14 protein-coding genes are annotated in these 12,448 nt (G+C 61.6%); 3 read left to right on the top strand and 11 right to left on the bottom strand.

The features are described from left to right. Nucleotides 1-15: 15 nt before the first annotated feature. The 7 genes from BM364_RS15505 to BM364_RS15475 all read right to left on the bottom strand — a co-directional run bounded on the left by BM364_RS15505 (nt 16) and on the right by BM364_RS15475 (nt 5,498). Nucleotides 16-483, bottom strand: coding sequence for a PTS sugar transporter subunit IIA (locus tag BM364_RS15505; protein WP_092426139.1), 468 nt, complete (start codon nt 481-483; stop codon nt 16-18). A gap of 48 nt (nt 484-531) precedes the next feature. Beyond that, nucleotides 532-1,107: a ribosome hibernation-promoting factor, HPF/YfiA family gene (gene hpf, locus BM364_RS15500; RefSeq protein WP_092426137.1), complete on the bottom strand. Its 576-nt coding sequence runs from the start codon at nt 1,105-1,107 to the stop codon at nt 532-534. A 276-nt stretch (nt 1,108-1,383) separates the two neighbouring features. After that, on the bottom strand, nt 1,384-2,880 hold the full coding sequence (rpoN, locus tag BM364_RS15495) for an RNA polymerase factor sigma-54 (RefSeq protein ID WP_092426135.1): 1,497 nt from the start codon (nt 2,878-2,880) through the stop codon (nt 1,384-1,386). Between the two features lie 149 nt (nt 2,881-3,029). Beyond that, nucleotides 3,030-3,788 carry an LPS export ABC transporter ATP-binding protein gene (gene lptB, locus BM364_RS15490; RefSeq protein ID WP_092426133.1) on the bottom strand — a complete coding sequence of 253 codons (759 nt, stop codon included), beginning with the start codon at nt 3,786-3,788 and terminating at the stop codon, nt 3,030-3,032. Next, entirely contained in the window at nt 3,785-4,237 is a 453-nt protein-coding gene (locus BM364_RS15485) for an LptA/OstA family protein (protein ID WP_092426131.1), read from the bottom strand. The genes lptB and BM364_RS15485 overlap by 4 nt, the downstream gene beginning before the upstream one ends. Next, nucleotides 4,234-4,869: a hypothetical protein gene (locus BM364_RS15480; RefSeq protein ID WP_139232604.1), complete on the bottom strand. Its 636-nt coding sequence runs from the start codon at nt 4,867-4,869 to the stop codon at nt 4,234-4,236. The genes BM364_RS15485 and BM364_RS15480 overlap by 4 nt, the downstream gene beginning before the upstream one ends. Nucleotides 4,870-4,880: 11 nt before the next feature. Then, a complete protein-coding gene (locus BM364_RS15475; protein WP_092426394.1) occupies nt 4,881-5,498 on the bottom strand; it encodes a ribonuclease D in 618 nt (205 codons plus the stop codon). A 206-nt stretch (nt 5,499-5,704) separates the two neighbouring features. On the opposite strand from BM364_RS15475, the gene metK reads away from it, so the two are divergent. Together metK and BM364_RS15465 are read left to right on the top strand one after the other, a co-directional pair. Then, the gene (gene metK / locus BM364_RS15470; RefSeq protein ID WP_092426128.1) at nt 5,705-6,967 is read left to right on the top strand and encodes a methionine adenosyltransferase; all 1,263 of its coding nucleotides are present in this window, start codon (nt 5,705-5,707) and stop codon (nt 6,965-6,967) included. A 137-nt stretch (nt 6,968-7,104) separates the two neighbouring features. Beyond that, complete coding sequence (locus tag BM364_RS15465) at nt 7,105-7,671, top strand: NifU family protein (RefSeq protein ID WP_092426126.1); 567 nt, start codon at nt 7,105-7,107, stop codon at nt 7,669-7,671. An 86-nt stretch (nt 7,672-7,757) separates the two neighbouring features. Here BM364_RS15465 and BM364_RS15460 read toward each other — a convergent pair whose 3' ends face one another. From BM364_RS15460 to miaB, 4 genes are all read right to left on the bottom strand, one after another. Then, nucleotides 7,758-8,795, bottom strand: coding sequence for a hemolysin family protein (locus tag BM364_RS15460; RefSeq protein ID WP_092426124.1), 1,038 nt, complete (start codon nt 8,793-8,795; stop codon nt 7,758-7,760). 63 nt (nt 8,796-8,858) lie between these two features. Continuing rightward, nucleotides 8,859-9,335 (bottom strand): rRNA maturation RNase YbeY, encoded by a 477-nt coding sequence (gene ybeY, locus BM364_RS15455; RefSeq protein WP_092426392.1) that lies wholly within the window; start codon nt 9,333-9,335, stop codon nt 8,859-8,861. A 41-nt stretch (nt 9,336-9,376) separates the two neighbouring features. Continuing rightward, on the bottom strand, nt 9,377-10,495 hold the full coding sequence (locus BM364_RS15450) for a PhoH family protein (RefSeq protein WP_092426122.1): 1,119 nt from the start codon (nt 10,493-10,495) through the stop codon (nt 9,377-9,379). Nucleotides 10,496-10,722: 227 nt separating this feature from the next. Then, the gene (gene miaB, locus BM364_RS15445) at nt 10,723-12,114 is read right to left on the bottom strand and encodes a tRNA (N6-isopentenyl adenosine(37)-C2)-methylthiotransferase MiaB (RefSeq protein ID WP_092426121.1); all 1,392 of its coding nucleotides are present in this window, start codon (nt 12,112-12,114) and stop codon (nt 10,723-10,725) included. 98 nt (nt 12,115-12,212) lie between these two features. On the opposite strand from miaB, the gene BM364_RS15440 reads away from it, so the two are divergent. Continuing rightward, nucleotides 12,213-12,401, top strand: coding sequence for a hypothetical protein (locus BM364_RS15440; protein WP_092426119.1), 189 nt, complete (start codon nt 12,213-12,215; stop codon nt 12,399-12,401). Nucleotides 12,402-12,448 lie beyond the last annotated feature (47 nt).

The following is a 12,448-nucleotide window of genomic DNA, read 5'->3' as shown; positions in this document are numbered from 1 at the left end:
TGAGTGCAGCCGCGATCAGGCTGCGTTGATGCCTTCAATCGGCCGGGTCAGCACGTCATAGAGATCAGTCGAGTCTTCTGCACGGCGCAGGCTCTCGACGACGCTGTCGGTGCGCAGCAGGCGTGCCACGCGCGAAAGCGCCTTGAGATGATCGGCACCAGCGCCTACCGGCGCGAGCAGCAGAATGACGAGGTCGACCGGCTGGTCGTCCACTGCGTCGAATTCGATCGGCTCATCGAGCCGGGCGAAAACGGCGGTCACATTTTTCAAACCTGCAAGCTTGCCATGGGGAATGGCGATGCCATTGCCGATGCCGGTGGAGCCAAGCTCCTCGCGGCCGATCACGGCTGCGAGGATGTCTGCACCACTCATTCCAGTTGTCACAGAAGCCTTGTCGCACATGACTTCAAGAAGCTGGCGTTTCGAGCCGACGCCCGTGCAATCAAGCACGGCGTCCGCCGCCAGAATTTCGACCAATTCCATTAGTCTGCCTTGGGCACTACTTGAGCGTGTTCGTGGCAGCGGGAGCCATCAATTTGCTCCCAGGGCCGGATCGATCCAGCCTATATTGCCGTCCGCGCGGCGGTAGACCACATTCAGCCCCCCATGTCCAGCGTGACGAAACATCACAACCTGCTGACCGGAATAGTCGAGCTCCATGACGGCTTCCTCGACGCTCATCTGGCGCAGGCTGCGCGTAGTCTCGGCAACAACGGGCGGGGCATAGTCCTCTTCGAGCTCGTCCAACCCTTCGCTCGAGCCGAAAACAGTATATTGGGCGGGTACGCCATCGGCACCCGTGCCATTGCCGCGGCGATGCGACTTGAGCTTGCGATTGTAGCGGCGGAGGCGCTTTTCAATGTTGAGCGCCATGACTTCATAGGCAGAAGTGGCATCGCCCCCCTGGGCGCTGGCCTGCAGCGTGGCGCCGCTATCGAGGTGGACGACGCAATCAGCCCGGAAACCGATACCGTCGGGAGTAAGGGTGAGGTGGCCGTCATAGCCGCCATCGAAATATTTTCCGACGACGCTGGCAAAGTGCTCCTCGGCTTTGCCGCGCAGGGCATCGCCCACATCCATGTTCTTTCCCGAAACGCGCAAGGTCATGGCTTCTTCTTCCTTTCGGTCTTTTGATCGACGCAAGAGGTCCCGAAGCCGATTGCCCGGATCCGGGATCTGCCTGTCATCACCCCTTCACATGGGCATGATGACCCAAGGATGCTAGACCCGGCATTGATCTCTATCAATCTCCATCTTGGGAAGATTGTCCGGGTCAGAGGGGCTGAAGGTGTTTTGGCGTTGCGGTTTCGTGCGGCGGGCAGATGCTTTTTCCTCCCTTTCGAGGCACGACGTCGCGTGGGCGGCGGTGTCAGCCAAACACCCTTACGCAAAAGCCTTTTTCTGCCGGCGGCGAATGACCGAGGAGGGGATGTTCATGCCCTCGCGATATTTGGCGACGGTGCGGCGGGCGACATCGATCCCCTGTTCCTTGCGCAGGAGTTCGGCGATCGTGTCATCGGAGAGGATGGCATTGGCGGGCTCGGCATCGATCAGCTGGCGGATGCGGTGGCGCACCGCTTCGGCGGAGTGATCGCCGCCGCCCTCGCTCGAGGCGATGGCCGTGGTGAAGAAATACTTCATTTCATAGAGCCCGCGCGGGGTGGCCATATATTTGTTGGAAGTGACGCGCGACACCGTCGATTCGTGCATCTCGATTTCTTCGGCGACCATTTTGAGCGTCATGGGCTTCAGGTGCGCCACGCCATGGGTGAGAAAGCCATCCTGCTGGCGAACGATTTCGGCGGCGACCTTGGTGATGGTCTGGGCGCGCTGATCGAGGCTCTTGGTCAGCCAATTGGCGGTGGCGAGGCAATCGGAAAGAAAGGTCTTTTCCGCAGCATCGCGCGCCTTTTTGGTGACGCTGGCATAATAGACGCGATTGACGAGGACCTTGGGCAAGGTGTCGCTGTTAAGCTCGATCTGCCAACTTCCATCGGGCCCCGACCGGACGAAGACATCGGGCACCACCGCCTCCACGGGCCCTGAATCGAAGGCAAGGCCAGGGCGCGGATCGAGCAGGCGCAGTTCGGCCAGCATATCGGCGAGATCCTCGCGGTCGCAGCCCACAGCCTTGAGAAGGGCGGGAACATTGTGTGCGGCAACGAGCTCGAGATTGTCGAGCAGACGCTGCATGATGGGATCGAGCCGGTCGCGCTCGCGCAGTTGCAGGCCGAGGCATTCGGCAACGGTGCGGGCAAAGACCCCCACGGGATCGCAGCCTTGAAGGGCGCCGAGCACGGCTTCGACATCGCCCAGTTCCGCGCCCAGCAAGAGAGCGATGCTGTCGAGATCGACGGTAAGGTAGCCGGCTTCGTTGAGGCCATCGATCAGGTGCTGGCCGATCAGCCGGTCGGCCTGGGTGCGCAGCAGCATCTGCGCCTGGGCTTCGAGGTGATCGGAAAGACGAGGGCGGCTGGCGACGAACTGGTCAAGATCAGGGGCTTCGCCGACTTCAAAGGAGCCGTTGCGATCCGGGCCGGTTGCGCCGCCGAGATCGATGGTGGCCGCATCGGGGAAGACGTTTTCGACGGCCGTGTCATAGCCTTCGGCGATCTCGCCGGCATCCTTGGTGCGCTCCCCCGAGGCAACGGTGTCCTCGTAAGCGCTCATTTCGGCGGGCACGTGCTGGGGCTCTTCGGGCGCAGCTTCCTCGCCGCCGCCGTCTTCCCGTTCGAGCAGCGGATTGCGCAGCAGCTCGGCATCAACGAAATCGTTCAGTTCCAGATGGCTCAACTGCAGCAGCTTGATCGACTGCATCAGCTGCGGCGTCAGCGTCAGGCTCTGGGCCTGGCGAAACTCCAGCCGCGGCGAAAGTGCCATTATTTTCAACCTCTTGACGCGTCACATCGTGCCCCGAAGGGCGGCTTCCCGAGCGCAACATGACTCAATTCGTGGGCGCGGGCAAGTTCTGTGCCAAGTGCTTTGCGCATCTTGGCCGATGGCAACGTGCCTCGTGCAGGCCCCGGCGCTTAAAACTCGAAATTCTCGCCGAGATAAACGCGCCGTGCATCGGGGTCGGCCGAAATGGTTTCGGGGCGGCCCTGGATCATCACGGTGCCGCCATGGATGACATAGGCGCGATCGACGAGCCCCAGGGTTTCGCGCACCGCGTGATCGGTGATGAGGACGCCGATGCCGCGCTGAGTCAATTGGCGCACGAGACCCTTGACCTCGGCCACCGCGATGGGATCGACGCCGGCAAAGGGTTCGTCGAGCAGCATGAAGATCGGCTCGGCCGCAAGAGCCCGGGCGATTTCGACCCGCCGCCGCTCGCCCCCCGACAGTGCCAGAGCATTGGCATCGGCCAGATGCTGGATGGAAAACTCTTCCAGCAATTGGGCGAGCCGGCGCTTCCGCTCCGCCCGGCCGCGCACGGTGTTTTCGAGAATGGCGAGTATGTTGCCCGACACGGTCATGCCGCGAAAAATCGAGGGCTCCTGCGGCAGGTAGCCGATGCCGAGCCGGCCGCGCTGAAAGAGGGGCAGATGAGTGATGTTGTTGCCGTCGAGCTGGATCTGGCCGGCATCGGGCCGCACAAGGCCCATGATCATGGTAAAGACGGTGGTCTTGCCCGCGCCGTTGGGCCCCAAAAGCCCCACCGCTTCCCCGCGCCGTACGGCAAGGGACACATCGCGCACCACGGAGCGCTTGCCGAAGGTCTTGGCAAGTCCCTGGGCGACCAGCCAGCCGGACTGATCGAGACGGGGGCGAGGGGCTTCGTCGGTCATTGCGAGGTAAAGACCCCGGTAACGCGGCCACCCGAGGCCGCGGTGAAGGTGGACACCCCGCTCGCCATATCGACCACGAGTTCATTGGCACGGACGGTGCCGCCGGAATTGACCACTTCCACATTGCCGGTGAGCCGCAGCATCTGGTCGGCAGGCGTGAACACGGCACGCTCGCCGGTGGCGGTCTGATCGCGCGTTTCGAGCTTGACCGTGCCGGTGGCTTCAAAGGAGCGGATGTCGCTGGTGCCCCCTTCGCCATAGCTGGCGATGACCTTGCTGGCCCACACGGTGACGCTGGGATGCTTGACGACGACCTGACCGGTAAAGAGGGCCTGGCGCGCCTCTTCCTCGATGGTGAAAAGGTCGGCTGAAATCTCGACCTGCTGCTGGCCGTGGGCGGGCAAGAGGGTCAAAGCGGCGAACAGCAGGGTCGGCACGAGCCGCTTCATGGCAGGGTTTCTCCGGGGGTGGACGGCAAGACGACGCTGGCGCGGGAAAATGACCAGACCTTGCCATCCAGATCATAAACAAGGCCATCAGCCCTGATGGTAGTGCCATCGGCATAAAGGATATCGACGGGGCCTTCGCTCGTCAGCACCTTGTTCTGCCAATCAAAGACGGAAGGTCCCAGAGTGCCCTGTGTTCCCAGGGAATCGGCGATGTCGGTGCTTTCGGGCGTGATCACGGCCTGGTTCAGGGTATCGAGATCGGCCAAGCCCGTTTCGGCCTGCATCTGCACGCCATCGGCACGATTGAGCACGATTGCGGCATTGCCGAGCCCGATCATGTCGGTATTGTCCTTGTTGGCCCGGGCCTCGTCGGCAAAGACGCGGTAGCTGGAGCCGTCCCCGAGTATGCCGGCATATTCTGGCGCCTCGACCACGATGGCATCGGGTGTGACGGTGATCTGGCCCACGCCATACCGGTTACCGAGGCTGGAAACATAGATCTGAACCAGAAGGGCGGCGAGAATGACCGCCCCGCTTGCCGGCACGGCGAGCCGAAGAAGGCCGATGAAGCGGTTGCGACGGACAAGCCGCCCATAGGTCGCCCCGCGATCTCCAGGATGGACCAGCGACACGGTCGGCTCCGTCAACTATGGGCGAAGATGTCGGTTTCCTGCCAGCCCAGCAGGTCCAGCGCACAGCGCGTCTTGACGAAATCAAAGCACTGCTGGGCGAGTTCGAGCCGGTTTTCGCGGCGCAGCATGCGATCGAGATGACGCTTGAGATCGTGCAGGTAAAGCACGTCGGAAGCGGCATAATCGAGCTGCGCGTCGGACAGCTTTTCCTGACCCCAGTCCGAGCTTTGCTGCTGCTTGCTGAGATCGACATTGAGCAGTTCGCGCGCCAGCTCCTTCAAGCCGTGCCGATCAGTATAGGTGCGCACGAGGCGCGACGCGATCTTGGTGCAATAGATGGGGCCGGTGACAACGCCGAAGCGCTGCTGAAGGACGGCCACATCGAAGCGGGCATAGTGGAAGATCTTGGTGACGGCCGGATCGGCGAGCAACTGGGTCAGATTGGGCGCGGCGCTGCCGTCCATGGGTATCTGGATCAGATCAGCGCTGCCATCACCGGGGGAAAGCTGCACCACGCACAGCCGGTCGCGGTGGGGATTGAGCCCCATGGTTTCGGTGTCGATCGCTACTTCGCGGCCGGAATAATTGCTGAGATTGGGCAGGTCGCCGCGATGCAGTCGAATGGCCATGGTTGATCCAAATGCTTTGTTTCCCATTCCTTGGCACAGCAAGCGGGCAATGGAAAGGCAAAGACGCGGCAGCAAGATTTGCTCAACCCTGCCGGACGATCATATCAAGCTTTCTTTATATCTACCTTGACCCAAGAGGCGGCCGGTGTCACAAACCGGCTAGTTTAGCCCATTTCGGGCTCTTTTTGACATTTTGGAGCTGTTGCGTGGCGCGCTCTTCGTTTCAATTCACCTCAGAGTCGGTTTCCGAAGGTCATCCGGACAAGGTGTGCGACCGGATCTCCGACGAGATCGTCGATCTGGTGTTCCGCGAGGCCAAGAAGGCCGACATGGACCCCTCCAAGGTGCGCATCGCCTGCGAAACGCTGGCGACCACCAATCGCGTGGTGATCGCGGGGGAAGTGCGTGTGCCCGAAACGCTGCTCAAGAAGGACAAGGAGGGCAATGTCCTTCACGATCCCTCCGGCGCGCCACTTGTCAATCCATCCAAGTTCAAGTCGGCTGCCCGCAAGGCCATCCGCGCGATCGGCTACGAGCAATCGGGCTTCCACTGGAAGAGCTGCAAGATCGACGTGCTCCTGCACGGTCAATCGGCCGATATCGCCCAAGGTGTCGATGAAAGCGGCAACAAGGATGTGGGCGCGGGCGACCAGGGCATCATGTTCGGCTATGCGGCGCGGGAAACTCCGGAGCTGCTGCCGGCGCCCATCTACTATGCCCACAAGATCCTTGAAACCCTGACCACTGCGCGCAAGGCCAATCACGGACCGGCCGGCAAGCTCGGGCCAGACGCCAAGACGCAGGTGACCGTACGCTACGAAAACGGCCAGCCGGTTGCTGTAACCCAGATCGTGCTTTCGACCCAGCACCTGGATGAATCGCTGACCTCGAGCGATGTGCGCACCATTGTCGAGCCCATCGTGCGCGAAGCCCTGCCGCAGGGCTGGATCAGCGATGAAACGGTGTGGCACGTTAATCCCACCGGCAAATTCGTCGTGGGCGGTCCCGATGGCGATGCGGGCCTGACGGGCCGCAAGATCATCGTCGACACCTATGGCGGAGCAGCGCCCCATGGCGGCGGCGCCTTTTCGGGCAAGGATCCGACCAAGGTCGACCGTTCGGCTGCCTATGCGGCGCGTTATCTTGCCAAAAACGTGGTGGCCGCAGGGCTCGCCGACCGCGCCACGATCCAGCTCAGCTATGCGATTGGTGTCGCCAAACCGCTTTCGATCTATGTGGATCTGCACGGCACCGGCAAGGTGGACGAAGCACGGCTTGAAAAGGCACTGGCCGAGGTGATGGACTTGACCCCGCGCGGGATCCGCACCCATCTCGATCTTAACAAGCCCATCTATGCCAAGACGGCAGCCTATGGTCACTTCGGGCGCAAACCCGGACGCGACGGTAGTTTCTCCTGGGAGAAGACCGATCTCGTCAAGGCGCTCAAGGATGCGGTGAAGCCGCACTGACGTTTTTGCTTACGGCCGGCCATGGCTTTGGCGCATGGGAGCTATCAGCCTGAGGCCGGGGCCTGCCCGGTCTTGGGACTTGCAGCTTTGGGCAGACTAGATTAGAAACGTTCTAAGTCTACCTCACGGAGCATGTTATGTTCATTCAGACCGAAGCAACGCCCAATCCGGCCACGCTCAAATTCCTGCCCGGTCGCGACGTGCTGGTGGGTGAGCCGCGCGATTTCCGCACGGCGGAAGCCGCGGACATGTCTCCGCTGGCGGCCAGCCTTTTCGGCATTTCCGGTGTGACCGGCGTATTCCTCGGTTCCGATTTCATTTCGGTCACCAAGGACGAGACCAACTGGCCCCATATCAAGCCAGCCATTCTGGGCGTGATCATGGACCATTTCCTGTCCGGCAAGCCGGTGATCAGCGAAGGCGCCGATGCCTTTGACGATCTCTCGGCCGGCGAAGAATTCTTCGAGGAAGAAGACAAGGAAATGGTCGAGGTGATCAAGGAACTCCTGGCAACGCGCGTGCGTCCGGCCGTGGCCATGGATGGCGGCGACATTATCTTCCGCGGCTACAAGGAAGGTACGGTGTTCCTCCACATGCAGGGCGCCTGTTCGGGTTGCCCTTCCTCGACCGCCACGCTCAAGAGCGGCATCGAGAACCTGCTCCGGCATTTCGTGCCCGGCGTCGAAAGCGTCCAGCAGGTCTAACCGGCCGGCATCAGTTCAGCAGCAAGCCAAAGGCCTCGATGAGCGATCATCGAGGCCTTTCGCTATTTGGTTCTCTCTAAGAGCTGCTATTCCGCCGCCAGCTTCTGTTCGTCCGGGCGCTGGTCGGTGATGGCCAGCACTTCGGCACTCTCATCATCGGGGCGCTTGCGGCGGATGCGCAGGCGCTTGATGCGGCGGCCATCAGAGGCGAGAATCTCGAACTCGAAGCCTTCAAGCCCCGTCACCTTTTCGCCCCGGCGCGGCACATGCCCGGCAAGGTCGAAAACAAGACCGCCGATGGTTTCGACGTCTTCGGCATGCTCGCCGGGGTCGAAATCGTCGCCGACCACGGCGCGGACTTCCTCGAGCTCGGCACGGGCATTGGCGATATAGGTATCGTCGCCCACTTTGCGCACCATGGCGCGGACCGCTTCGTCGTGCTCGTCCTCGATCTTGCCGACAATGGCTTCCAGGAGATCTTCGATGGTCACGAGACCATCGGTGCCGCCATATTCATCGACCACGATCGCCATATGGACCCTGGAGGCGCGCATCGACTGCAGGAGATCACCGGCCGGCATGAAGGTGGGCACGAACATGGCCGTGCGGGTGATGCCGAGCTTGCCGATCTTCTGGCGCAGGGCCGCCGAGAGCAGGCGAACCGGCACTTCCTTTTCAGGATCGGTCACCGCCTCGGTGATCTTGGCCATGGCATCCTTGATGTGGATGAAGCCGATAATGTTGTCGAGCTCGCCATCATAGACCGGCAGGCGGGAATGACCGACCTGGCGGAACTTGGCGATCAGGGTGCCAAGGTTGATATCGGCAGCGACGGCCTGGATATCGGAACGCTCGACCATGATGTCATCTATCGAGACGCCCGAAAGCTTGAGCACATTCTGCAGAATGGCGCGTTCGCTCTCGGTGAAATCGGCGGTTTCCCCGGTGCCGCTTTCCTCAAGCGCCACCTGCAGGTCGTCGCGCAGCGACACCGTCTTCAGCGTCAGAATGGATTTGAGCCTGTTGATCAGACTCGGCCCCCGCACCGTTGGGACGGGGGCGGTACTAGAAGGAGGCTCGGGATTATCGGGCACCCGGGGACCCTTACGATCACTGTCGTTCATCAATGTCAGGCCGTTACGAACGGCACACTATCCTTGCAAAAGAATATGGGACCGAGGCGATATTCAGGACGCCTCGTCGGCATAGGGATCGGCAATACCGAGCCCCGCCAGGATATGAGTTTCGAGGCGCTCCATCTCCAGAGCCTCGTCCTCATCGAGGTGATCATAGCCTAAAATGTGCAAAAAGCCATGCACCACGAGATGGGTGAAATGATCTTGAAGGCTTTTGTCGAGTTCGGCGGCTTCGCGCTCGAGCGTTTCGCGCGCCAGGGTGATGTCGCCGAGCAGCCCGATGACAGGCTCGAACGGCTCGATCTGGGGGAAACTGAGGACATTGGTCGAGCTGTCCTTGCCGCGCCACTGGCTGTTGAGCTCGCGCTGTTCGGCATCGTCGGTCAGAAGAATCGAGACTTCCGCGGCGCCGGTGACCTTGGGCTTGGCCCCCGCAAGAGCGGCCAGAACGGCGCGCTCGGCGAGGGCATCGAAGTCATCGGGCCAGCCATCGGCGTTGCGGATGACGGCGATTTCAAGCGGTGGGATCGGCGGCAATTTGGCTCAATATCTGACTGGCAGGGAAGGGTTCAGCTGCGGGGCATGGTGCCCAGCGTGCGCGCCAATCCGTCCGTGTCGCCTTCGCGCTGGGCAAGACGGCGCGCGGTATCCGCTTCATAGGCCCGCACGATGCGCCCAACAAGGGCGTGACGCACCACGTCCTTGTCACCGAAGCGCGAGATATGCACGCCCTCGACGCCATCAAGCAGATTAACCGCCTCGACGAGGCCCGATTTCTCGCCGCGCGGCAGATCGACCTGAGTTGGGTCGCCGGTGACGATCATCTTGGAGTTTTCGCCAAGACGGGTCAGGAACATCTTCATCTGCATCGATGTGGTATTTTGGGCCTCATCGAGGATCACGACGGAATTTGCCAGCGTGCGGCCGCGCATAAAGGCAAGCGGAGCCACTTCGATGATGCCGGACGTGATGCAGCGCTCGACATTTTCGGGCTTCATCATGTCGTAGAGCGCGTCATAAAGTGGACGCAGGTAGGGATCGACCTTGTCCTTCATGTCGCCGGGGAGAAAACCCAGGCGCTCGCCGGCTTCAACAGCCGGGCGGGACAGGATGATGCGGTTGATATCGCCGCGTTCGAGAAGGGACGCGGCATGGGCGACAGCAAGATAGGTCTTGCCGGTACCGGCGGGCCCAACGCCGAACACCAGTTCGCTCCGCTCCATGGCGCGCATATAGGCATCCTGAGCCGGAGTGCGGGCAGCGATGGTGGCCTTGCGGGTTGCGATCTGGGCCATGCGCACCTTGCCCTTGCGCTCAAGCGTGGGGAGGGTGAGCTGCGAATCCTCGGTCTCGACCATGCGGATCACCGCATCGACATCGGCGATGTCGGCGCTTCGGCCTTCCTCGAGCCCGGCATAAAGCGATTCGAGGACGCGACGCGCCTGATCGACCCGCGACGCCGACCCTTTGAGCAGGACGTGATTGCCGCGCGGCGTAGCCGACACGGAAAGACGCTGCTCGATAAGGGCGAGGTTCTGGTCGAAATCGCCATAAAGCTGGGCAGCCAGGCGATTGTCTTCAAAGGCGAGTTCGAGTTGCGATGCGAGGGCGTTATCGGCGGTTGGTGGCAAGTGCCTGCTCAAACTTTCTCGGCTCCCGAAGGGGACACCGCGGACTGCGGCGCCCATGCATTAACGAGGCTAGGCTGATTTGGTGCCCGTGTCTGTAGATATTTTGTGACGAAGGACGCCTGGTGCAAGACTGGACGAGTTCAGATGCAAGAATATCTTGGCGGGCGGACTTGCCACGTCTTGAGCCGACCTCTGATTGCAGTCCCTCAGGCGGCGCAGAGCGATTACCCAGGCGTGTGCCGATCAGCACCCCCCGGGCCTCGCGATAATCGCTCCGTCCCAGATCAGGCTGCCGCTGCCTGGCGCAGACGGCCGACGAGGGAATTGGTGGAGGTGCCGATAATCTCGACCTCGTGGATCGCGCCGATCAGGTCGGTCGAACCTTCCAGATGCACGGCCTGGAGATAAGGCGAGCGACCGCCCACCTGACCAGGCATGCGGCCCTTGCGCTCGATCAGAACCGGCAGGGTCTTGCCGACACAGGAGGCGTGGAAGTCGGTGGTCTGCTGATTAACCAGTTCCTGAAGGCGGGCGAGGCGTTCGGTTTTGACCGCTTCCTCGACCTGGTCGGGCAGATTGGCACCGGGCGTGCCGGGGCGGGTCGAATATTTGAAGGAATAGGCCGAGGCGTAGCCGGTTTCGCGAATGATCGTCAGCGTATCCTCGAAATCGCTGTCGGTTTCGCCAGGAAAACCGACAATGAAATCGCCCGACATCGCCATGTCGGGACGGGCCGTCTTGATGCGCTCGACAAGGCGCAGATATTCGGCCGCGGTGTGCTTGCGGTTCATGGCTTTGAGAATGCGATCCGACCCAGACTGCACCGGCAGGTGGAGATAGGGCATGAGGAAAGGCAGGTCGCGATGGGCGGCGATCAGCCCTTCGTCCATGTCGCGGGGGTGGCTCGTGGTATAGCGCAGGCGCTCGAGGCCCGGGATTTCGGCAAGGAGATAGGCCAATTCACCGAGGCCAACGGCACGGCCTGAAGCATCTTCGCCGTGATAGGCATTCACATTCTGCCCCAGAAGGGTGATTTCCTTGACCCCGGCATCGGCAAGGCGCCGGGCCTCTTCGAGCACCTGGGCGACGGGACGGCTGACTTCGGCGCCGCGCGTATAGGGCACGACGCAGAACGAACAGAACTTGTCGCAGCCTTCCTGGACGGTCAAAAAGGCGGTGAGGCCACGGCTGATGGTGACGTCCTTGCGCGCCGCCGGCAGGTGGGCGAACTTGTCTTCCTCGGGGAAGTCGGTATCGACCACGGCGCGCTTCAGCGCGGGATGCATGTGCCGATTGGCTTCGGCCTTGGCGAGCATATCGGGCAGGCGGTGATAGGCCTGAGGACCAAAGACCATATCGACCATGGGGGCACGGCGGGCGATTTCCTCGCCCTCGGCCTGCGCGACACAGCCGGCGACGCCGATCATCAGATCGCCACCGGTGGCGCGCTTTTCGGTTTGCAGTTCCTTAAGCCGCCCAAGCTCGGAAAACACCTTCTCGCTGGCTTTTTCCCGGATATGGCAGGTGTTGAGCAGCACCAGGTCCGCGTCGGCGATCTCCTGGGTGGGCATATAGCCGTGCGGGGCCAAGGCATCGGCCATGCGGTCGCTGTCATAGACATTCATCTGACAGCCATAGGTTTTGATGTAGAGTTTTTTGGGCTGAAGCTGGTTCATGCGGCACTGTTTAACAGACCAGAACCTGTGATGCCATCGTTTGCAACTCACCGGGCAGACGCGGTGTTGTGAGAGTCCGGATGCATAGGACTATCGCCATGACCAAGCCTCAGACCGACAATGCCGCCGCCATGAAGAATGGCAAAAAGCCCGGACCCAAGGAATCGCCCGTTCAGGTGCGGGAAGCCGGTGCCCAAGCCCAGGCTGACAAGCCTAAAAAGTGGGATAATGTTGACGAAGCAGTAGACGAAAGTTTTCCTGCAAGTGATTCTAGCGCAAAATATTGACTTCCCCGCACCGGCGGGACCGGACAGACGACGAGGATCAGGGTGTA

Source organism: Devosia crocina (assembly GCF_900116545.1).
GTDB classification, from domain to species: Bacteria; Pseudomonadota; Alphaproteobacteria; order Rhizobiales; family Devosiaceae; genus Devosia; species Devosia crocina.
The sequence above is the reverse complement of the archived record's forward strand: the minus strand, read 5'-3'. Positions and strand labels throughout refer to the sequence as shown.